Here is a 23348-nt window from a genome sequence, read left to right on the forward strand (position 1 = left end):
CCTGCAGGTCTTCGTTTAACCAGCAATTTGCAGGCTCCGGCTAAAAAAGACGCAAAAAAGAGAGCTCGTAAAATACAGCTCTCTTTCAAAAATACGAAATTCAAATCAGACTTTTTCGACCCTTACATTTTGGTAAAAAGCTTGCCCTCCAAATACATTAATGCCAAAATGCCCTGCGGCAAACGTACCATCTTCCAAGTCGATTACCTGTTCATCGTCTATCTCTATACGAAGGCGTAATCCTTTTGCTTGGATTTTGATATGATAGGTTACTCCCGGAAGTACAAATCTTGGAACCTTGCTCAGCACCTGCTGCTGCTCAAATCGACCCTCTTTTTTATAAAAAAGACGAATCGATTTCATGTTCGGATCCAAATTGAAATAATAGCCACTCGACCCGTCCGCGTTGGCACGGAAAATCATGGAGCCAGCACTCCCATTTCCATGCAGCTTCATATCAGCCTCATACGTAAAATCTTCCGCCTGCTCAGAAGCCATATAATTCGCATCGCTGATATAGCTTCCGCGCATACCATCTGCCGTCACCATCCAGCGGGATGCAGAGACATCCGGCTTCCAACCTGAAAGGTTGGTATAAAACATCCCGCCGTGTACGGTAACAGAGGTACTTGCTCTTACCGTATCTCCCGGGATGGAGGCTGTAACAACGGCTTCTCCAAGGGAAAGTGCCTCAACGATCGCGCTACCCTCATTTGACACGATCACCTTGACGACTGCAGGATTGCTGGATTCCCAATTCAGCAAATGTCCTTTTCTCCCGGAATGGTCCTCCACACTCGCATACAGACGTTTGGACTGTCCTTCCGCAAGCTCCAGCTGAGTGTAATCCATCATCAGTCTGATGGGTGAAGCCTCTGTAACCCTCCAGCTATTGCGTAGCGCATACACTCGAAGAGAAACAACTTTTACTTCACCACCTTGGGTATAGAAGCTCATCCCTCTACGCGCCGAATCTGGAAAAATGAGATCAGAAAATACGACTTCCCCATGATTACCAAACACCTCAACTGAGGATTCGTCCACAAATATACGCATTTGAATCCGATTCCCGACGGGTGCCAGCGATGCTTCATGAAACGTTGAAAACAGGGGAGAGAAATCGGCAAGCCCTGAATCAGCACGGTTTACAAACATCTGTTGTACATCTGTTTTATAGCCGACTGCCGTTCTTTGCTCACCGCCTTCCCGTACGTAAAATCCAAAAGTCGATGCCATCCCAACGGAAGGGAATTCGAACTCTGCTTCAATCTCATAGGCCCCCGCATTCAAGCCTTCCAGTATATTCGGAGAAGATTCCGTGATACTCTCATGGTCTAGTGAAAATAAATGGGAACGCAGCGAAGTCAGTTCGGATATCGGATGCTGTATCAAGCGGATACCTTCACGGGTCGTTTTTAGCGATAACTCTCTCGGGATGCTGAACTGCCCCTTCCAGGGCGAAGTAGGAAAGCTGAACGGGTAGTCCCAATTCGTCATCCATGCCAGCATGATACGCCGCCCGCCAGGTACATTGGTGAAGGACATCGAGGCATAGAATTCCTTGCCCCAATCGGTTTTCAGCACCTTCCCCGGCGGAAGATCATTTTGAAATTTTCCATCAGACGTCAGTTCACCGATAAAATATTCCGCATCCGAGCCTTGAGTGTTCGTGCTGGCTCCAGTGCTAATCATCAGCACCCATTTAGAGGTGTTGCCTTCGTCTACCGGAAGCGGGAATAAATCAGGACACTCCCATACCCCACCCCGTATATAATCACCGTAGCCAAAGTTATCCGTCCAATTCCAATCTATCAGGTTCGTGGAAGTAAAAAAACGAATATGATCTCCTCCGGACACCACCATGATCCAGCGCTGATGGGTTTCGTCCCATACTACTTTCGGATCACGAAAATCCCAGTTGCCAGGATCGTTTTCACTTTGGCCCGGATTCTCTACTACAATCGAACGGTCTTCTGAGTATTGCCATGTCCGTCCTCGGTCTGTGCTGTAAGCAAGGCCAATTCTCTGGTTTCCCTTGGGCTGATCGGGATTATAGGAGGTGTAATAAGCAACCAGCCCTTTCCCGCCATAGTCGCTGAACAAGCCGGAAGTATTGGTGAGATCAGCTACAGCCGAGCCGGACCAGATATGGCCCAAATCATTCCACTTTAATGCCAAAGGAAGCCTTCTCCAATTCAGCAAATCCACACTGACCGCATGTGCCCACTGTCCACCATCCTGATGGAACAGGTGATATTCCCCCTCAAAATAAACCAATCCGTTCGGATCACTGGCTGAACCTCTGGCAGGAGAATAATGATACTGCGGACGATATTTTTCGGTATAGTAATTCGAGACAGGGGTAAGGTAGATATCCTGAAAATAAGCCGTTCCCCCAGTTGCCTTTATACCTATAAAACCACTGGAATAACTGTTATCCACGATGTCAATCGCCGCAGGCGTGTAGCCATCTACAAACACGCGAATCCGCTCTCCATGTGCGATGATTTCCAAACTGTGTTTACTGCCCAATGTATCCAGATACGGCATGGCCGAGCTTGCAACCAACGTTCCGTTCGCCTTTTTCAGATGTATCCGAACCTGATGACCCTCACCTTGCACAGAAGTAACATAACCCTTTGTTCCCTTCTGATTCCCTCTGAAAAATAGTCCCGCTTCCATTCCCGGTTGAGAAGAATTCAGCGTCACACTGCCTTCCATCACCAGGTCAGCAGCTGCGGTATCGTATATTTTGAGCGCACCTTCCATACTTGTTTCCTCGGCTCTCTGCCCTTTTAGGTCCGGTTGCCATTTCCCACGGATCAAAAGCAGTTCACCTACATTCGTATCCATATCACTGACTTGAATGTTCTGAAATAATGCCGCCCCATTCCAGACATTCAGTCCCAAATATCCTGATGCATACGTCGTATCGACCACATCTATAATCGGGTGATATCCTTCATCCCAGTACACTTTAAGATGAGGACCTTCCACCTTCACCTTGAGATGGTAAATATCCCCTTTTTGTAATTCTACTGGCCGTTCCTCTTTGAGCCTTTCGATATCTCCAGCAGCATCCCGTAGCCGCACCAACCCGGCGGACGGCACAATTTGAAGCATATAGGAAAAACATCCATCCCTACTGGAACGAAATACTAGGGCAGCATCCGCCTGTAGGTCTGTGACCATTACATCTGCTTCAAAAGTAAAATCCTCAGACATGGTTGCAGACATAGCCAGCACATTTTCCTGTGGCTCCGATCTTAGCAACAGTCCCTGAACGTTATCTTCAATATGTCCCTGTCCTTTAATCTGCCAGTCCGTCAGGTTCGTTCGCGTGTTTGTGAGCTTTATCCTCATCGCCAATTTCCTACCTTCCAGTATGGATTATGAAGAAAATCTCATTTCAGCGCATAAAGCTCCAGCGAAAATAAAGTTACCTGCTCTTCCGATGGGAATATTTCAAGCCCCTTAGCTTCTGCGTCAGGAAATATTAAATCGGTAATGGCTACCTGTCCGCGATCGAAAAACACTTCAATAGACGAGCGATCCACATAGAGGCGGATGTCCATTCGATCTGGTAAGATTCCTAGTGAGGTCCCATGTCTGACTGCAAAGTCTTCATGAAAATCCGAACAGCCTGACCGTGTCCGGTCGACGTATACTTCCTGCGTGGCGGAAGTATAACCGACGAGTGTCTCTTGTTCATCCGATACCCGCACCTTAAAGCCAAAGTCTCCGGTAGTTGCAAATTCAGCCACAAGTTCGTAGCAATCCAGTTGCAAAGCAGACAATGCGTTCCGCACTTCCTCCCAAGATGGCTCTGTGAGTGACAGGACAGGAGTTCTTAATCCCTCCAGTTCCCGAACAGGGCGCTGAATAAGTGCCACTGTGCCCTTTCTCGTTTCCAGTGCGAGTTCACGCGGAATGGACATGGCACCTCTCCAGCGTTCCGTCGGGGTCTGATTAGCATATCTCCAGTTGCTCATCCAGCCCATAAACAGGCGTCGTCCGTCCTCTGCCGGGATATCCGACCAGCACACACCTGCGTAGTTATCTCTGCCATAATCAAGCCAGCGGACTCCTTCACTTTCCACATCCGCCACAAATGTCGTCCCATCAAATTCACCCGTAAAATACTGTGTTCTCGACCCTTCCCGAATCTCCGGATGATCACCGATACTTACGAGCATAACCCACTTTACCTGTGACCTCTCCCCATCAACCCATAACGGAAATAAATCCGGACATTCCCACACCCCGTCATGGCTACCGATGCCGTGTCCAAATTCACTGGCAAACACCCATTCCTTCAGATTCGGAGAATGATAGATTCGAACCGTCTGACCGCAGGCCAGCACCATCACCCACTGCTCTGTAGGCTCATGCCAGAACACTTTGGGGTCACGAAAATCAATGCAATGCTCATCCTCCAGTACCGGGTTGCCCGCATATTTAATCCAGCTTTCACCTGAATCTGTACTATAGGCGAGGCTCTGGTATTGGCGTATCTGATCCGTGTTTGGAAGCGAATAATGATGAGTGAAAATAGCTACCAAACCCGGCTTGCCTTCAAAAAAACCGGACGTATCCTGCTCATCCACCACGGCGCTCCCGGAAAAAATCGTTCCTAGCCCATCCGGCTCCAAAGCAATCGGCCGCTCCTCCCAGTTCACCAAATCAGTACTGACCGCATGCCCCCAATGCATAGGACCCCACGTTGTGCCGAATGGATGATGCTGATAAAACAAATGATAACGTCCTTCAAAATAAACCATTCCATTCGGATCATTCATCCATCCGTTTTTCGGTGAAAAGTGATAGGATGGGCGGTATTTCTCTTGCCTAACAACGTTCATATATTCCATCTCCCTCGAAAAAAGAATCATTTACTTGCGTTTCTGTCATAGCCCGCCTGTTTGATTTGCAACCATTCCTGTAATCCCAAACTGTTCAGTTCCTGCAAATATTCCGGCCACTCCTCTTCGACCTTGCCATTCTGGTACCATTCCGTACGTTTGCGGAGAACGTAGGCGAATAGATCGGTTTCAATGGTCGATAAGCGGTCCAGCTCATCTATAGAGAAAAACACTTTAGGGTAATTATGATCTGCTTGCATATGGGGAACCATCACCTTTTTGAGCAAACCCAATCGCCATGTCGCATCTTCTGGCTGGGTTGTGTATTTTCCGTAGTATTCATCCAATACAGCTAACGGTCCGCCAATGTTCGTCTTTTGTCTGATTTCCACCGGAGCCGAGCCTTCCAGCGGCAGATGCTTCAACATTCCCTTTGCCTCATCATACTCAAAGATATTTTTCTGCTTCGTATCCCCATAAGTTCCCCAGTTGTTCTGTATGGACTGGATCGGATCATACAGCTGGTCAATCCACTTGGCGGTCGCTTCCAGCTTCTTATTGGCACTGGTGATCACCATGCGCCCGCGATCGAAGCCGATGCCATTCGTCCGTGTAACATTCACATGTCCATTCGGTCCAGCCAGCGGCGGCATGAGATCGTATTTTTTATTCGGGCCTGTAATATTAGCCTTATCCCATGTAAAGTACAGACCATAGCGGTGATCCTTCCCTTTGGCCAGATAAGTGTTCCAATCCTGCTGGGAAGACTCTATGTCCACCAGCCCTTCCTTGTATAAGTCATGAATATATTTGATGGCTTCCTTATATCCGTTATCCGCTGCCGTAAATACGACTTTCCCATCGTTCGTCACTACTGTATGATCCCAGTTCTCTCCAAGCCCAAACGCCCCGTATAAAAAGGCCAAATCCTCGCCGCCGGGTTTATCTATAAACGATAACGGAATCTCGTCCGCCTGCCCGTTGCCGTTGGGGTCCTTTGTTTTAAAGGCAATCAAGACCTGCTTCAGCTCTTCGGTCGTTGTTGGCATGGACAAGCCCAGCTTGTTCAGCCACTCCACATTAATCCACGGCAAATCATCTACGGACTGGATCGCTTCTTTTCCTGTTCCCAATTCTTCAATCCACGGAAAGGAATAAATATGTCCATCCGGCGCAGTCAACATCGCTTTATATTCCGGGGATTGCTCCAATACCTTTTTAAAATTCGGCATATGTTGTTCAATCAAATCCTCCACCGGAATAATGACACCGTCTTTGGCCAGCTTGAGTAAGTCATAATCCGAGTAGCCCGCGTCGAACACTGCATCCGGTAAATCACCGCTGGCAATAGCCAGATTCCTTTTTTCCACAAACTGATCACTGGTAAAATTCTTCCAACGAATATGAATGCCTGTTTTTTCTTCCAGCCGTTTGTTGATCAGCTTGTCGTTCGGGTCTGCCGGAGCGAGTGGAGAGCTTTGGGTTAAAAAGTTGAGCGTCACTTTTCCATTCACATCTGTTGCATCGCTCTCATTAGAGGAATTGCTGCTGCCGCAACCGGAAAGAACTAAGATCGCCGCCAGTGCGGCAAATGAGGCAGTTTTGACTGTTTTCATCTGGATGACCTCCATCGGATAAAGGTAAAATGCACGTGTAGCAAATAAAGTTCGCGGCATCTTTTATTTTAAGGAGCCGACCATAACACCCTTTTCAAAATACTTTTGGAAAAAGGGATACATCACAAGTAGCGGAAGACTGGAGATGACAATTGATGAATATTTGATCATTTCCGAAAGACGTTTCAGTTCTGCCATTGCCAATTGATCACTAATCATGCCAGGCATCGTCTGATTTTGGATCAGGATGGATCTCAGCACCAATTGAAGTGGATGCAGCTGTGCATTATCCAGATAAATCATGGCATCAAAATAAGAATTCCACTGACCGACAAAGGCATATAGCGCAATGACAAAAATAATGGGTTTGGACAGCGGGAGCACGATTCTGAAAAATATGGTCCAGTCCGAGGCTCCGTCCACGTTGGCAGCTTCTTTTAATTCATTGGGTACACCTTTAAAGAACGTTCGGGCCAAAATCAGATCCCACACATTGATCGCACCGGGAAGAAGGATGGCCCATACGGTATCCAGCATCCCTAAATTTTTGACCAGCAAGTAAGTTGGAATCAGCCCTCCACTGAAAAACATAGTGATGATAAACAATGTCATAAAGAAATTCCGCCCTACCAAGCTGTTCACCGATAAGGCATAGCCAGCACAAATCGAAACCGTCACAGAGATCAAGGCGAAGCATGAAGAATAGAACACCGAATTGGCAAATCCACGGAGCATCGCCGGGTTGGACAAAATTTTCCGATATCCCTCCACACTCCAATCCGAAATACGGAAGGATAGCCCTTTGCTTAACAAAACGGTCGGGTCCATAAACGATGCTATGACGATATAACCTAAGGGAACTACGATAATCAATACAGCTAGAGTGAGTACAATATAATTCACACCTAGGATGAAGCGGTCCAGATTAGAATGTTTGACATGCATAAAGAGGCTCCTTTCCTAATAAAGCCCTTCTCCCTCATTGAGCTTCTTGACGATAAAGTTAACGGTCAGCAGCAAAACCACATTAATCACCGAATTGAACAGCCCGACCGCTGCAGAATAGGCGTAATTACCGGATTGCAAGCCGACTTTATACACATAGGTGGGAATGATTTCAGATGTAGGCAAATTCATGGATGTCTGCATGAGATACGCCTTCTCAAACCCGATCGACATGATTCCTCCTGCTGCCAAGATAAAAACAATCGCCATAATGGGTTTAATCGTCGGCAAATCAATATGCCATATGCGCTGAAGCAGGTTGGCTCCGTCCAGACTTGCTGCATTATGCAGCTCGGGATCAACATTAGCTAGCGCAGCTACATAAATGATTGAAGACCACCCCGCCCCCTGCCAAATTCCAGACAGGATATATATCCAGCGAAAATATTCAGGCTCTGTCATAAAGATCACAGGGTTGCCGGTCACCGACGCAATGATTTGATTCAGGGGCCCTGTCGGAGACAAGAAAATAAACAGCATACCCACAATGACAACGACCGAAATAAAATTAGGAGCGTACAAAACAAGCTGGATATTCTTTTTCAATCCCGCCTTGCGGATTTGATTCAGCATGACCGCCAATAGGATCGGTACAGGAAATCCGAGTACAAGTCCATAGAAGCTCAGTTTCAGCGTATTGAGGAAAATATCCGTAAAATTGGGCGAGTCTAAAAATTTAGTGAAGTATTTTAGTCCAACCCAGTCACTTCCCCATATCCCTTTAAGCGGGCTAAAATCCTTGAATGCAATAATGGCCCCATACATCGGAACATACTTGAAAAGAATCGTAAGAATCAGTGCAGGCGCCAGCAGTACGTAAAGAAAATAGTTTTTGCGAATATAGTCTAACTTGCTGCGAATGGACTTTTGCTCCCCCAGTGCGGCATTCCTCTGAGCTGCCTTAGCCAAGTTTGCCATTTGCATTCCCCCCATCTGTAATAGCCGTCTGTACAACATATTTGAAAAGGCTTACAATTTTCATCTTCAATTTACCAAATTGATTTATCATTCGTCAACAACTTTTGTAAAATAATTTATTTACATTTGAACAAAATAATATTGTCAATTTGAATCTTTGTAACAAAAAATAAAATAATCATACCCAATAATCCAAATATGAAAGTTCCCCATTCACAATGACCGCTTCACTTATACGGCACTAATCTCCCCTCTATGTTTCAATGAGCATTTTTTTATCCAGCTTATATAAATTTGAATTTCAGTTCATTTTTTGATCCGATGAAGATAAATATAGGCTATTAAGCAAACTTCACAAATGTAAAAATAATTTAGTCATTTGCAATGTTAACATTGCTATTTTATGCGAACTATTATACATTTAGGATACATTTTAGGTCTGAACGGAGAGCTGGCAGAGGCAACTGTACCTCTCAGGCAATCCATTTATTAAGTGAAGGTGGAACCTGTCTATGAAGAAAGAAAAAGTCACCATTCAAGACATTGCTGACGCTTTGGGAATCTCCCGAAATACCGCCTCCAAAGCGATTAACGGTAGTGACAGCATCCCGGTTGATACTCGGAACAAGGTCATTAAAAAAGCGATCGAGCTCAAATATAAGCAATTTGCCTATGTGGAAACAGACAGCATCATCCCTAAGAACCAAGGTAACATTGCCCTGTTTACATGCAATCTGCCGAACAGCTCGCATTTTGGCTCCTTTCTGATCAGTGGGCTGGAAAAAAGAATAAGTGCAGAAGGGTATAATTTGTCAATTCATATTGTGCGGGAAAACGAAATCCAAGCGAGAACACTTCCTAATAATTTTGAGGCCTCCAAGGTTGACGGAATCATTTGCATTGAAATGTTCGATCCACAGTATAGTGAGCTCGTTACGAGTTTGGGACTACCCACAATCTTTATTGATTGCTCGGTGGACATTTTTTGTCCTGATTTGAAAGCGGATTTATTGTTGATGGAAAATGAACATAGCGTTTATTCTGTTACCAAAAGCCTGATTGATCGTGGATTTGCGCGGATTGGTTTTGCTGGGGATTATAAACATTGCAAAAGCTTCAACGAGCGGTGGGTTGGATATAACCGTGCTTTAATCGAAGCAGGTCTAAGTGTGGATTTATCTTGCTGCATCGTTGATCAGGACCGAAATTTTTTCTCCGAATCGGATTGGATGGATAAACAATTGGAAGGTATGAGCGCGCTTCCGTCCGCGTTCGTATGCGCCAATGATTTTATCGCCGTCAGTGTCATGAAAGCGCTCAAAAATAAAAACTTAAAAATCCCTGAAGATATTGCTGTGTTTGGGTTTGATAACGCTCCTGAATCCCGGATTGTGGAGCCTCATTTATCCACCGTGCATATCTACAACAACGAAATGGGGATTACGGCGGCTGAGATGCTATTAGCACGGGTCAAAGATCCTTCCAGACCTTATCAGATTACGCATATCAGAACAGAGCCGATATTTAGAGAATCGACTCCGACATTGCAGTAGATGGTGAGTGTAAAAGAGGTATTCTTGCGAGGCTCCGCGAACGGAACGTTGCTTCAATCGCCGTTGTATCTGGATTTTATTGAATAGCTTAGTGGTAAAATACGGATACAACGGCGACCCTGACGCTTTTTCGCAATCGTTCCGTCCTCTCCGCTGCTTTCAGCAGATTGCTATTTTAAAGATGTTCTAAAAACCATCCATACAGACCTTAGATAAACCTTCTATACTCTTAAACTTTAATAATACAAAATGGCAAGCCTCTAAATCATCAGAGACTTGCCATTTTTCTAAGTCTATTAAACTGATAGATGCGGAGATAGAGTCTTAGTCTTCAGCTAGTCGTTTATAGACCCTCTGCTGGAACTACAGGAACTACTGGAGTTGCTGACTCTCCCTCTATTTCCTTCGCTCCTATTTCCGTTTCATCAACTTTCGTTTCATCGATGCTCGTTTCTTCAACTTTCATTTCATCGACTTCTTTTTCATCTACCTCCGTTGCCTCTACCTCATCCGCTTCGTCACTGCTCTCTTCATTCATCAAGGCTCTTGGTGTGTAGAGCTTGGGAATGGGCACGTTCGCCCAATCCATATCGGATGCAAAGTAAAAGCTTGTGTAGGACGGCTGGTTATAGCCGGTATTTTGACGCGCCACATCCGCACGATACTGCGGGTCATGCATCAACGTGTACAATTTATGCGTTGTGGGCTCGGTGCTCAAATAGATACGAATCGCCGAGCTATCCGCTGTACGGACAAGCATTTCCTCACGCCAATCTCCGAAAATGTCAGCGACCAACGATGGCGTTCCTTTGGTATAATTGTTCGTTTTGGTGCCTGATGCGGTTAGTAATGTGCCTCGTTTCCAATCTTCAATGGTTGGGGTTACGTCGATCGCCCCGTTCACGATTTGTGTGGTCATATCAGCCGCCCATTTGATACTCATATTGGTACCCGGCATCTTCGTATCCAATTGTTTGCCCGCAGCGGTCCACAAGCCTATGGCCCAAGTCTCCAGTCCTCGCTGTTCAGGGTCTACGTCCCCAACCATCCCCCGGCCTGTATCCTTGCCGGAATATCCACCGTAGATGACTTTGCCCGTTTTGGCATCCCGCAGCGAATAACCATACGGGGCATAGGTGCCGCCTTCATGCACCATAAAGATTTCTTTTCCTGGCCGATCAGGGTCAATATCGGTCACATGCAGTGCGTCGCCGTGTCCCAATCTGGCGGTTTGGCCCGGAATTGCGCTTTCAGGAGGCATAACATCAAATGAGCTGTACAGTAGGCTACCATCATGGTCAATCGTGGCGGAGCCATATACAATTTCGTCTTTGCCATCTCCATCCACGTCTGCGACACTCAGCGAATGTGCTCCTTGTGTAGTCAAAGTGCCGAATTTCGGGTCCGTTCCATCCCGTCCGTGTGGGCTATCATTAAACGGATTGGTCATTGGCGCCCAACCACTGTCCACCATCCAATGTTTTTGGAGATGACGACCATCCCACGTGTAAGTGACCAAGGTGGAACGCGTATAATAGCCACGTGCAAATACGGCATATGGTTTACGTCCGTCCAGATATGCTACCCCTGCCAGAAAACGATCCACGCGGTTAGCAGGTTCAATCCGGGCCATAGCATAGTCTCCCCACATAAGACCGTCGTCATGGCGCTCTGGCTCATAGCGAATCGTCTCCAGCTCAGTCCCCGTTTTTCCTTTGAAAATGGTCAAATACTCCGGCCCATCCACAATGAAGCCTTCAAATTCTCTCAGCTTGTTTTTGTCGCTCCGCGCAGGAGCATACACATCCATAAAGTAATCCGTCAGGCTTTCCGCATCCTTTCGGGATAACGGGTAGCTGTACTTTGGAGAAATACCAAAGCACTCCTCCAGCGTAGCAGGCCACTGCCCCTTGACCACTTCTTCATGCTTCGTCCAATTCATAAACATGTTCACCACATGCTCATAATAATCCGTGCGGCTCAAACGATAATCATCCTTATGTGTAATTCCAGCTTTGCGATCCTCACGGGGCAGGGTAATATATTTTTCTTTCTTGGGTTTGCCCTTTTTATCAAAAGTAATCGTTTTGGTCCCTGGAGCCGTCTTGAACATCAGCTCGGCTTTGCCATCGCCGTCAAAATCATACACCATCATCTGTGTATAGTGCGCACCTGAGCGAATATTCACACCGAGGTCAATTCGATAGAGCAGCTTGCCCTCGAACGTATACGCATCGACATACGTATTTCCGGTATAACCCTTCTGAGATACATCTTTGGAGTTAGATGGGTCCCATTTTACAAAAAATTCATATTGGCCGTCTCCGTCTACATCCCCCACACTCATATCGTTGGCCGAATACGTATAGGATTCACCTGCAGGTGTTACGCCATCAGCAGGCTTTTGCAGAGGAAGCTCATAATAACCCTGCTGCCATGGCTTCACTTTGGCACTGCGATCCTTCTCTTTCCCTTTAACGACTGAAGCGACCCTGTACACCGCATTTCCGGTTCCTTCCTTATCCAGATAATTGGTGCTGTCCGTCACCGTTGCGATTTTCTTGCCATCACGGTATACGTTAAAGTCCGCTCCTGTCAGCCCTGTTGAACCGTAGCCGTTCACTTCTTGGGCCAATAACCGCCAGCTTAAAAATACACCCTCTTGCGTCGCCGCAGCCACCAGTCCGCGATCTAGCTTTTCCAACTGAATGCTGCCGCTACGATTCTGTTCTACTGCAATTGATGATTCTGCCTGCAGCGTGGGTTCGGACAAGTCTTCCGCAGCCACTCCTCCAGTCGTGCCCGTCATCGTCAGCATCGCTGCCAACGCGGCGGTCAAGGTTCCCTTTCGCCATGCGCCTTTCCTTTGAGCCATCCAATTCGTCCTCCTCAATTGTATTGTGATGACAAGCAAATACAGAAAATGATTGCGCTTACATAATTTAAATTCCTTATTATTATAGTTTTGCTGTTCCTCCAAACGCGTTTAAATATCCGTGCATTTCTCTACACAAATCCGTGTTATTGTTCGTTTTCATTGAAATGTCCCCATTAGCCCCCGTACTAACGGTTCATTTCGTGAAACGACCATGTTAGTTGAAGTGGGCATATCCGAATATCATAAGATGATAAAATGGACGAGCTGTGATCAAAACATACATACCTATCAAGGTTTCACAAAAATGATGTCACAAAACGCCCCGTTGCGATTGTTATATAGACATAAATACAAGGAGGTGAGCTCTTGCAGGCAACCATCCCCGGGGATCAACAGGATAAACACAGCCAGATTGAGCTGGCCGTAGAGCGCGTCAAGGCTGGTGAACAGCAGGCTTACGAAATCATTATTCGACAATTCGAGCGGCAGATGTACACCTACTGCTTCTATATTTTGAAGAATCATGAAGCCACAGAGGACGCTGTTCAGGACATTTTCATCAGAGCCTATGAGAATCTTCATCAATACAGCAGACAAACCAGCTTCTCGGCATGGCTATACAAAATGGCCTACCATCACTTAATGAACATCAAAAAGAAGCACAGCCGCTGGCTCAGACTGGTTCAACAAGTCAAGGAACAAAATCCAATCGTCCAAGCATCACCTTATAAAAGCGTAATTGAAGAACTCCTGACTTATCTTACACCGGAAGAGCGTCATATTCTGCTACTGAAGGCTGTTGAGCAATACAGCTTTGAGGAGATTAGCAACATCATGGGTTTGAAGTCGGCAACCATCCGCAAAAAATATGAGCGGCTTCGGCGCAAGCTGCTGGACCACAGAAGCAAAGGAGGACTTGTTAATGGACAAACGCCCAACACCACCTTATGAACGCGAAATGGACCAGTTGGAGGATTGGATCAATGAATCAGTCATGCCCAGAGGCAGTATGAGTGATCAAATTATGAAGCAGATTGAAAAAAGAGCCATGCAAAGAAAGACGACGAAATCGAAATTTGCAAAACGGGCTGTTCTGGCGGCATCCGTAGTTGGCATATTAGGGGCAGGAGTGGTAGGCGCCGGGTTTGTATCACCCACAATGGCGGCCACACTCAAGCAAATTCCCGGAATCGGCAGTATTTTTTATGGATTGAGCTCGGATGAAATTCAGACTGCTGTAGATAAGGGCATTCTCAGTCATCCTAATGAAAGTGTGACGCATGACGGAATTACGCTGACATTAAGCGATGTTTTGTATGACGGTACACGCCTGTCCTTCTCCATTGAGCGTCAAGGCGAGAATATGCCGGAAGGCTCTGTGAGTCCCTATCTGCCTACAGATGTCAAAACTGAAAGTAACGATAAGGAATGGTTAAAGAAGCATAAAGTGCCTGAGAAGGATCAGCTTAAGGGGTACTTTAAATACTTCCCCGAAGTCTTGATTAATGGAAAAAAAATAGACTCTCACCTAAACTCGTATGGTGATGATCCGGAAAAAAAGAATTCAGTCGTAGGGGAATTCATGCAGTTGGACTCCCTGCCGGACGAGTTTGAGTTGACGATCAAAACTTCGATGACGGGTGTTGACGAGCCCTATGAATTCAAGGTTCCGGTGAAAATAGACAACACCATGATTACTGTCCAGCCGAATGAGACAAAAACCAGCGGCAACTTCAGCTATACCGTGAAGGAGCTGAAATCCACCTCAACAACGACTCGTCTGGTGCTGGACAGTAAAGGTGAAGTGCCTGCTTCTCCGGAGCAAACGGGAGAGTATGCGCCAACAATGATGTATTACGACATTGTAGATGATCAGGGCAACATGCTTAAGCAGCGCCAATTCGGTTATTTCCACAGCAAGCCTAGGACAGAATACCATGTGGATGAGCTGTATGATGCTCTTAAGCCGGGTACGAAATACGTGACGATTAAGCCATTCACCTTGACCGTCAAGCCGGCTGATTGGAGCATTGTTGGTGAAGGCATGGGATCTGACGGCAAGCATAAAAGAGGAGATAAAACGTACATCAAGGAACTCGAAATGAAGATTCCCCTGAATAACTAATCACCAATTTTTCAATACATGAATTTCATTTCATGAGAGGAGAACATATCTAATGAAACAAACAAACTTAAAATTAACATTCCTAAAACGGGTATTACTTACAACTTCGGCTTTCGCGATAATAGGAACAGGAGCAGCCATACCAAAAAACATATCCCCCATTGCAGCAGCCACTAGTGACGCGAAATCCGCGCAAGCCGCTTCTTCCAATCTGAGCCTAACGCAGGACGGGGTTACACTGAAGCTTGGCGATGTGTTTTATGATGGCACACGCTTGTCCTTCTCCATCGAACGTGAAGGCAAAAATTTACCTGAGGGAGTCATGAGCCTGTACCTCCCAGTAGATGCCAAGGCCAGTAAAAGCCTCAAGAAGTATATGGTTCCTGAGAAAGATCAAAAGAAGGGCTATATCAAGAGGCCTGAAATTCTGATTGATGGGAAGGCATTTAAAGGCTTTGGCTCGTTCGGAGACAAAGTATCTCAAAAGAACGCCGTAGAAGCTGAATACAATCAGTTGGATGCACTTCCAGACGAGTTTGAAATGACTATCCAGGTAGGGGTTACCAGAATCAGCAAGCCTTTTGAGTTTAAAGTCCCTGTTAAAAAGGACGGTAATATGGTGAGTATCAAGCCGAATAAAACCCAAAAGAGTGGGGATTTCAGTTATACAGTCAAACAGCTCGATATTACCTCCCATACAACCCGGCTGGTGCTGGATAGCGAAGGTCAAGTGCCTGCATCTTCCAAGCAGACAGGAAAATACGCTCCATCCATGATGTATTATGACATCGTAGATGATCAGGGGAAAACGCTTCAGCAACGGAAAGTCGGCTTTTCAAACAGCAAGCCTAGAACGAAGTACCATATTGATGAACTATACAATGCTATAGGCAGCAGACCCCAATATGTGACGATCAAGCCATATACATTTACAGTCAATCCCACTAATTGGAGTATTATAGGTCAAGGTAAAGGAGCGGATGGCAAATTTAAAAACGGAGATAAAACATACATCAAAGAACTAGAAATGACCATTCCCGTGCCAGCCCAATAACATCGATGCAAGAAGCGAGCAAGCCTGAAAGAGAATCCAGGCTTGCTCGTTTTGTTTACTTTACGTTAAGCCATTCCTTCCCCTGCTTACTTTACTGGTTCTACTGAGTATACTAGTGCTGAAGTGGCTTCAATTATCCGCTCACATTGCACCTGCACAGTAAGGGAGCATCGGTAAAAAAGCTGGAAAGCGACCGAGCGCTCTACACAGGAGCTTGTCAAGCTTGTACAACATCGTCAAAGATAAGTTTAGGTTATCCTTAATTTGTATACCCCAATTAGTGAGGGACAAAGGAATTGAAGTCGTCCCGACTAGACTGGTCTGCATGATAAAATACTATATCCCCATCCTGTAAATGAAAGGTGTGTCCGTATGGGTCCTTTATCTCTCTGCGATATCCTTCCAGTTGCCATTGGTTCAAGAGCGGGCCATTGATATATTGCAAATGTGGATGCTCGGTGTCCCCCTGACGGAGCGATTCCAAATTAAAACGAACCACTATAAAGCCTGTCTTCTTGAATAGATCTGTATGTTCGTTTAGCTCCCTTTCTCGGCTTACATTACGTAAATCCGTTCCTTTGGTGACCGCGTACACATCGGCAGGCAGACTATACTCGCCATACCAGCGCTGAATCGCCGCATTCGCACGATCGGCATCCACCCCCTCCGGCAGGTCTGTCTTTGGACCGATCAAGGTACGTACAGCCGCAGGCAGCACCAGCCAGTCGTAGCGCCCAACCCAGGTCTTGCTGCGTGTGATACGCTGGGCATACTGCGCCACATAACGTTCCAGCGTTAACTGACTCCGCTCTGCTTCTCTCAGTCCATGTTGATATTGGTAGGCTGCTGTATCCTGCATTTCCTCCATCGGGACATTGCGTAGCCGTTCGTTCAAAATAACATATCGCTTCTCCCGGTCCTCCGCCGATCCTACACGGATAAACTTTCGGCTGCCTGCATGTGTATACAGATCTACCTCTTCCCGCTGTCGCCCATCTTTGCTCACCCAATAAAATGAAGGGGTAATACGGATCCCATCCTGGGCGCTGAACATATTGCCTTTGGTTTTGAGGTCAAACTTGAAATGATAGCCTGTCTTGACCGCCACATTTGCGTAACCTTCAAATGGGTGACTGCCGGGGCGAATGGGCAATGTGAAGGGCTCCGGGTTCCCTCTAGGCAACCCGTCAATATTGCCAAGCCCTGTCCAATAGGACAGGCCGCTATGCAGTGGGCTTCCTTTTTGCAGTCGAAATACACGCTCCCAATGGTAATCTGCAATATCCGTGATATGAAAATCATACATCCGTCCGATGACCTCAATATTCACCACATCATTGGCAACATGATGAGCGAGATCCGTGTTGGCATGGCGCTGCTCGGTGAATCCATCCGGTGCATTTTCGGCAATGGTGCGGAACTCGACTGTATAATTGCCTTCATCGACCCATACGGGCAAATAAAAGTCTGTGTCCAGTTGTAGCACCGGAATGTCGATCCAGGTACCTCGCGGATAAAAATGCGTCTTTCCTTTGTTGTACACATCGAACGGAAAGCGCACCTGCTTGATTCGTACATATTTGGCATACTCCCGATCACCATAGCCGGGAATATTCAAATGCGGACCTGCTGTCGAAATCGTCACCCGGAAAGGACGCTCCAAAATAAGTGCGGATCGTCCCTTCGTAGGTTGGGTTTTCTGATTATGAGCAGCATCATCCGACACTGTAGACAGATTCACTACGGGAGTGTGGACAGTCACTGTATTGATCCCCTGTATCGGCAACGTTTTATCCGCACCTCCATTGATATTTCCTTTGAGAATAGCGTAAGTGATGTCACCACTGCTGGGCGTGTTGGGCTTATTCATCTTATGCTTATCAATCACATGATTCGGACTGTACAGCACATCGGCCCCAATCGCTCCAGAAGAGGGAATCACACCTGGTTTAGGGCCATTTACCTTGACGCGCTCTGGATTCATAATAATCTTGTTTTCAAAGGTCAGAGTATCGTTCTCCACTTCGATTTCCTTAACTGCCTCCACTGCCTTAGATTTCAGTACACTGCGATCATCAGGCACACTGGGCTTGCTGCTGCCGCCGTTTTTGCTACGACTCCCTCCATCCACTGTCCCTGGTGCAGGGGGCGGATAAAAGTTACCCTGGGTAGCCGCAATATAGGAAGGGGGAGTATAGGATTGCGGAAGCAGGGTGATTGCTTCATTGGGTAACGCATAGTTTCGGAGCGTAGCCTCTTTAATGCCATATACCTCCAAATTGTCTATCTTCCAATAGGAGTACGGACGGACGATTTGGTAAGTATAAGTTCGCTTCACCGTCTCATTCCGCCGAGACTTTTTCTTAGGCCGCCAGGTCAACCGATATTCCCGTTTTACGTTCACCGTATATGTACACTGACCCGTCATGTTTACAAACTTATGTTGAAAAAGATATCTCTTGGCTTGCACATGACCATACAGGCTTTCAGAGGTAGGAATACCTTTGGATACGTCAAATCGTTCCCGACCACGCTGGTCCGCTTTGATCACGGCAGATACTACTGGGTCCAACTCGGTAGTTTCCAAGCGCAGACCTGGAACGGGACGGGAGCAGACAACACCTTTCGTTGGCTGTTCATTATCTTGGCAACTTGAGGGCGCTCCCTCTTGGCTTTCTCCAGGCTTCGGACAGCCCTGAGCTTCTTTGTAATACAAATAAGCGGTAAACTGCTCAAAAGAACCGTCATAGGTAAACCCGGGTACAATCCCAGGCAAAATATCTCCGCTTGGCGGTTTACCTGTCGTGCTCTTCTTGTAACCTACATACTCATATTTCGGGTTGGTTGGCGGGATGAAATCATATGGTTGATTAGGTTTTAGCTCATCTTCTATTGGTGTAAATACGTTGTTAAGTGATTTCCCGTCAATTGTAAAATGCTTGACGATGAGTGCGCTCTCTAGTTCGATTTTGAACAGGATGGGTTGGTAGATGCGGTATGCTTCTACTTCCTTGGCACAGGTAGGGCAGCTCTCTTCCTTGATGTTTTTAGGTTGAGTTATCGCATTCAATTTTATATTCACCGTGATTGGAATAATAGTTGTATCCGTTCCAATTCCATTTATTTTGAAGGCACGAATGTCGTCTTCCTTCGTGCCATCACTTACATAATCTACATACTCAATGTATTCATCAGACCGAGACTTGGAAAAATACTTTTTATAATCAGGATTATTTTTGTTGACTTCTGCTGCTGGATTATACAATTTTGCTGCTACGCTCTTAATCTTACGACCAGGAAAATTAAATTTGTACGTGAACTTCGCCTCACCGTGCATCCCTTTTCCTGGCTCTTTGCCACCATCGGTAACCCATTTACCAGCAGTGTTCATCCACATGTCGAAGTACATCATGCCAACAAAGTAGCGAGCATTCCTGTCTGCATAGTAGGACAGCGGTGTTATTTCTGTTTCGGCTACTGCCTTATCTGCGGGAAAAGAAAAAGGTGGGAGCTGCAAGAACAGCAGTACCCCCACCAGCAATACGGCCAAAATGCGTTTTGTGTTCTTCATTTGCCTAATTTCCCTTCCACGGGTTAACCATCAGCGGAATATAACCATTGCCTTGCAAGCGAAATCCTATGTACTCAATGTCTTCCAACTTGAAAGACTTATAATCTTTAATTCCCTGGAAAAGCTCATCTGCAGACGAATAAATCGGGTAATAAATCATTTTTGTACCATCACCGTTGTCCTCTGTCAGCTCATCCAATGGAGGACGAAGACGTGCATTCTTGTTCTTAGTCAGGTAGAAAATACTGGATGCTGTACCCGAACTTGTTTTTACTCTCATTCGTAGATAAGGAACACTTTTAGGTGTCGTGTAAGATTCAACAGAATAAATTTCTCGTAGAAGCTTAGTAGGCAGATCAGATTGTTTGAAAATAACCACTTTCTCGTATCTAGTACCATTAACCACGTTCTTCATAAGATTGGGAATGGTCCCAATCGCCTTTTTATACGGCTCAATACTCACCGCCTGATGCCCTGTATCCTCTAACGCAGCGATTTCCTTCTTCCCAATCCAGACCCAGCGGCTGACCTTATCCCATTCTACCGACTGTCCCAAACCCTCACTCACTAACCGCAGCGGCACAAAAGTACGGTTTTGCTTCAAAATAATCTTCGTTTCATACGTTTTGGTCTGCCCATCCACGGTAGCGGTGTTTTGCCCCACTGTCATGTTAACGGCATGTGCATCATTTTTTATCGACACAGCTAATTGGCCGCCTGTTTTCTCCCAGCCCACCTTAGCACCCAATGCCTCGGATACAAACCGGATGGGAACCATTACATAATCGTTACCATCCGGTTTGTATCCGGGAACTGTATTTTTTTCGCATTTAATAAGACTTCAATTGGTTTGGTGCTACTTGCCGCCTCCGTCGTTGGAATCGTACTTGTCCCGCCCCATAGCAACGCGACTGCGGTCAAACTCAACACCCATTTTTTCATACTCATCTCTCGATCCCCTTTGCCTGCTTAAACTTTTAAACTATGTATATCATCTCTAATCTCATAAACTTATCGCATCCCCACTTTCGGAAAATACTGGATACAATTTATATATTATAGGGTTTCCCAATTACAAAATCTATAAGAAAAATAACTAATATAACTACTCTAAAAATGATTTCTTATGAGAAATCTCCCGCTCTAAATCATAGAATTGCCTCCTTATATAACTTATATTTTCTGCAAAATCTCATCAAAAAAGGGCTGCCTCTCCCCTCTGAAGGAAGAAACAGCCCGTGTGCTTCACGCGCAAAAACTATGAATATATCAGTTCATATCCTATGGATTGTTCCAGCATCATCCAATATTTCTTACATTCTAAATCATTATTGATTAAAAATCAAACGTTACTTTTTTCTCACGAAATAGCCAAAAAATCACCCATGTGCACCTGGACTCCCAGCTTGATATAGCTGCTCATACACATCCTGTTTGACCATCCTCAGCCCAAACAATCTGCGGATACGCTGTCCAGGCTTGGCTTTGAAGGTCACTGTGGCTATATCCTTACCCTCCAGATATGCAGCCGGAATAGCGGCGTTCACGTTGTAAAACTTGTCAGCCTCATCAAAGCCTTTACTAAAATGCTCAAGCAGATGACCGTTAATCAAAATGTCAAAATCGCAGTTTGGCATTTCTAGCGTAGCCGTGTAGGTGATCACCAGCAGCATTGGAGCAATCGGATCTGTCTTCAAATCGAAAGAGAACCAGCCGTCAATTCCCGCATTCCGGTAAGGTCGGTTATTCACATATCCGGTGCGAGTCGAAGCATCTCCTTGAAAGTTATGATCCCGCTCCGGCTGCATTTCTCCGGGTTGGGCAAAGTCAATCGTGCACTGCTCCAGAATCGCCAGCTTTTCGCGTGCTGCTGTGTATTCCTTTTCCGCCTCCTGCCATGCTTCCTTCGTAAAAATGTCCCAATAGACTGAATAGGTACGGTCATAGATTTTATACAGCGGAGACAGTTCCACATCTCGGGGATGCCCTGTATTTAAGGTACGGAATGTATTCTTTTTGCCCTCCACGGGCTGTATCCAATCATCCAGTTCTTCTGTTGGAGGGATGAATACCGGGGTGTACAGGAACTCTTTGGCTTTAGGATCTTCTAAGGGGCCCAGATCACCTGCCAGCACCAGCGGTCCATACATGACAGCCGCCCGATCCGGGTTATCTGGCATCTGCTCCAGTCTGAGCGACATCGGAATTGTCACCTCAACAACATCACCATCAAGCCAGGTTCTAGCGATAGAGACAAAGCTGCCAGGTTCTGATTCAACCGACTGTTCCTTGCCGTTTACACAGATAGTGATCCCTTTTTCAGCCCAATAAGGATAGCGGATGAGCAGCATAAATGGTGCAGGTTGATCACATTGAATTTCCAGCGTGGTATGATCCGTGTCTGGATAGGACGTAGTTTGTTTTAGCGTAACACCTGTGTCCTTCCATGCCAGCGTAGAAGCAATGAACTGATTGACATACAGCTTATCGTGATCGTGAAAATATATGCCACTGCCGTAGCTCGCATGGTTTTCCATTCCTGTGCCGACACAGCACGTAAAATCATCGAATTTACTTTCAAAATGCTTGTGTCCGCCCATAGCGAGCGACAGAAAATAAGTAACGCCCCCGTGGACCGGGTCCTGCGAGGCTAAAATATGATTGAATAGACCCCGCTCATAAAAGTCCGCTTCCTTGGCGGAAACATTCCACTGGAACAGATGATTAGTCAGCTTTAGCATGTTATAGGTGTTACACGTCTCCGTCGTATGCGGTCCGATTCGATCATTCAAGCCATCTGGCGCGCCAAAATATTCCCCAAAGCTATTGCCCCCAATGACATATGAATGATGATCCACCACCCGCTTCCAAAAAAACTCCACTGTCTTCCGGCGCTTCGTGTCATTCGTGAGCTCATATTCCTTGGCAAGTCCGATTAGCTTCGGAATCTGTGTATTGGCGTGAATGCCCTGTAAACAATCCTCCTGTGAGCTAAGTGGGTCCAGCACCAGCTTGTGCCAGAAGCTCTCAGCCAGCTGCAAATAGCGCTCTTCCCCGGTATCTGCATACAAATCCGCCAATACCTCATTCATGCCTCCATATTCGCAAAACATCATCTGCTGCATTTGCTCATTGCTCATCGGCTTCAAAATTCCTTCGAGCCAGTCCGCCAGTTTGCGCTCTACACCTAATGCCTTGTCACAGCCTGTCAAATGATACGCGTCACGCAGGCCAGCGAATAACTTGTGTAATGTATACAAAGGAGCCCAGGCACCGTTCAGGTCAAATCCCTTCGAACGAATATTTCCGGCAGATACCTCTTCAAAAAGTTCCTTTCCCCCGGGAATACCGGATACATATCCGTCACCATGCGCCGCCTGGCAAACATTCAGTTCATCCGTAATGTAATGTGCGATCTCCTTAAAACGCTCATCGCCCGTTGAAGCAAACATCATAGAGCAAGCGGACAAATAATGTCCCAGCGTATGCCCGGAAATAGTCATCGCTTCCCAGCCTTCATATTGAGGCGCTTTGGGCGCAAGCCCGGCATATTCCCGAAACCGCGCCAGCAGACGATCAGGCTGAAGCTCCAACAGATAAGATCGGTTGAGCTCCATCGCCTGTTTGAATGGACCTTCAGCCAATACCACCTCGTTCAATGCGAACGGCCTCGCTTTCATATGGGCCTTTGCTTTAAGAGTCATCTTCCGTTCCTCCCTTTAAGGCGAATTTGGGATAAAAAACGTATATCCAACCTCACGAGCCG

Annotated in this window: 12 protein-coding genes and 1 pseudogene; 4 read left to right on the forward strand and 9 right to left on the reverse strand. The window is 46.3% G+C overall.

Annotation, left to right across the window (positions count from 1 at the left end):
- Nucleotides 1–105 precede the first annotated feature (105 nt).
- From OIU26_RS09370 to OIU26_RS09390, 5 genes are all read right to left on the reverse strand, one after another.
- Nucleotides 106–3363, reverse strand: coding sequence for a GH32 C-terminal domain-containing protein (locus OIU26_RS09370; protein WP_264216636.1), 3258 nt, complete (start codon nucleotides 3361–3363; stop codon nucleotides 106–108).
- A 41-nt stretch (nucleotides 3364–3404) separates the two neighbouring features.
- Nucleotides 3405–4862, reverse strand: a complete 1458-nt coding sequence (locus OIU26_RS09375) for a glycoside hydrolase family 32 protein (RefSeq protein WP_264216637.1) — start codon at nucleotides 4860–4862, stop codon at nucleotides 3405–3407.
- 26 nt (nucleotides 4863–4888) lie between these two features.
- Complete coding sequence (locus OIU26_RS09380; RefSeq protein ID WP_264216638.1) at nucleotides 4889–6478, reverse strand: ABC transporter substrate-binding protein; 1590 nt, start codon at nucleotides 6476–6478, stop codon at nucleotides 4889–4891.
- Between the two features lie 63 nt (nucleotides 6479–6541).
- On the reverse strand, nucleotides 6542–7423 hold the full coding sequence (locus tag OIU26_RS09385) for a carbohydrate ABC transporter permease (protein WP_013369666.1): 882 nt from the start codon (nucleotides 7421–7423) through the stop codon (nucleotides 6542–6544).
- 15 nt (nucleotides 7424–7438) lie between these two features.
- Nucleotides 7439–8401: an ABC transporter permease subunit gene (locus tag OIU26_RS09390; protein ID WP_264216639.1), complete on the reverse strand. Its 963-nt coding sequence runs from the start codon at nucleotides 8399–8401 to the stop codon at nucleotides 7439–7441.
- A 512-nt stretch (nucleotides 8402–8913) separates the two neighbouring features.
- Between OIU26_RS09390 and OIU26_RS09395 the strand changes: the two genes are divergently transcribed.
- Nucleotides 8914–9954: a substrate-binding domain-containing protein gene (locus OIU26_RS09395; protein WP_264216640.1), complete on the forward strand. Its 1041-nt coding sequence runs from the start codon at nucleotides 8914–8916 to the stop codon at nucleotides 9952–9954.
- Between the two features lie 343 nt (nucleotides 9955–10297).
- Here the strand turns inward: OIU26_RS09395 and OIU26_RS09400 are convergent, their stop codons facing one another.
- Complete coding sequence (locus OIU26_RS09400; RefSeq protein ID WP_264216641.1) at nucleotides 10298–12829, reverse strand: rhamnogalacturonan lyase; 2532 nt, start codon at nucleotides 12827–12829, stop codon at nucleotides 10298–10300.
- A gap of 369 nt (nucleotides 12830–13198) precedes the next feature.
- On the opposite strand from OIU26_RS09400, the gene OIU26_RS09405 reads away from it, so the two are divergent.
- Genes OIU26_RS09405 through OIU26_RS09415 form a run of 3 tightly spaced genes read left to right on the forward strand, consistent with a single transcriptional unit; the run spans nucleotide 13199 to nucleotide 16011 of the window.
- Complete coding sequence (locus OIU26_RS09405) at nucleotides 13199–13783, forward strand: RNA polymerase sigma factor (RefSeq protein ID WP_165080271.1); 585 nt, start codon at nucleotides 13199–13201, stop codon at nucleotides 13781–13783.
- Nucleotides 13755–14957, forward strand: coding sequence for a DUF4179 domain-containing protein (locus tag OIU26_RS09410; protein ID WP_264216642.1), 1203 nt, complete (start codon nucleotides 13755–13757; stop codon nucleotides 14955–14957). The genes OIU26_RS09405 and OIU26_RS09410 overlap by 29 nt, the downstream gene beginning before the upstream one ends.
- Before the next feature lie 52 nt (nucleotides 14958–15009).
- Nucleotides 15010–16011 (forward strand): DUF5643 domain-containing protein, encoded by a 1002-nt coding sequence (locus OIU26_RS09415; protein WP_264216643.1) that lies wholly within the window; start codon nucleotides 15010–15012, stop codon nucleotides 16009–16011.
- A 277-nt stretch (nucleotides 16012–16288) separates the two neighbouring features.
- Here OIU26_RS09415 and OIU26_RS09420 read toward each other — a convergent pair whose 3' ends face one another.
- From OIU26_RS09420 to OIU26_RS09430, 3 genes and pseudogenes are all read right to left on the reverse strand, one after another.
- Nucleotides 16289–19582, reverse strand: coding sequence for a DUF5704 domain-containing protein (locus tag OIU26_RS09420; RefSeq protein WP_264216644.1), 3294 nt, complete (start codon nucleotides 19580–19582; stop codon nucleotides 16289–16291).
- A 4-nt stretch (nucleotides 19583–19586) separates the two neighbouring features.
- A pseudogene (locus tag OIU26_RS09425) lies at nucleotides 19587–20530 on the reverse strand (copper amine oxidase N-terminal domain-containing protein).
- Nucleotides 20531–20961: 431 nt separating this feature from the next.
- Nucleotides 20962–23286, reverse strand: coding sequence for a glycoside hydrolase family 127 protein (locus OIU26_RS09430; protein WP_264216645.1), 2325 nt, complete (start codon nucleotides 23284–23286; stop codon nucleotides 20962–20964).
- Between the last annotated feature and the right edge of the window lie 62 nt (nucleotides 23287–23348).

Source organism: Paenibacillus sp. BT-177, from assembly GCF_025846815.2.
In the GTDB taxonomy this organism is placed as follows: Bacteria; Bacillota; Bacilli; order Paenibacillales; family Paenibacillaceae; genus Paenibacillus; species Paenibacillus polymyxa_C.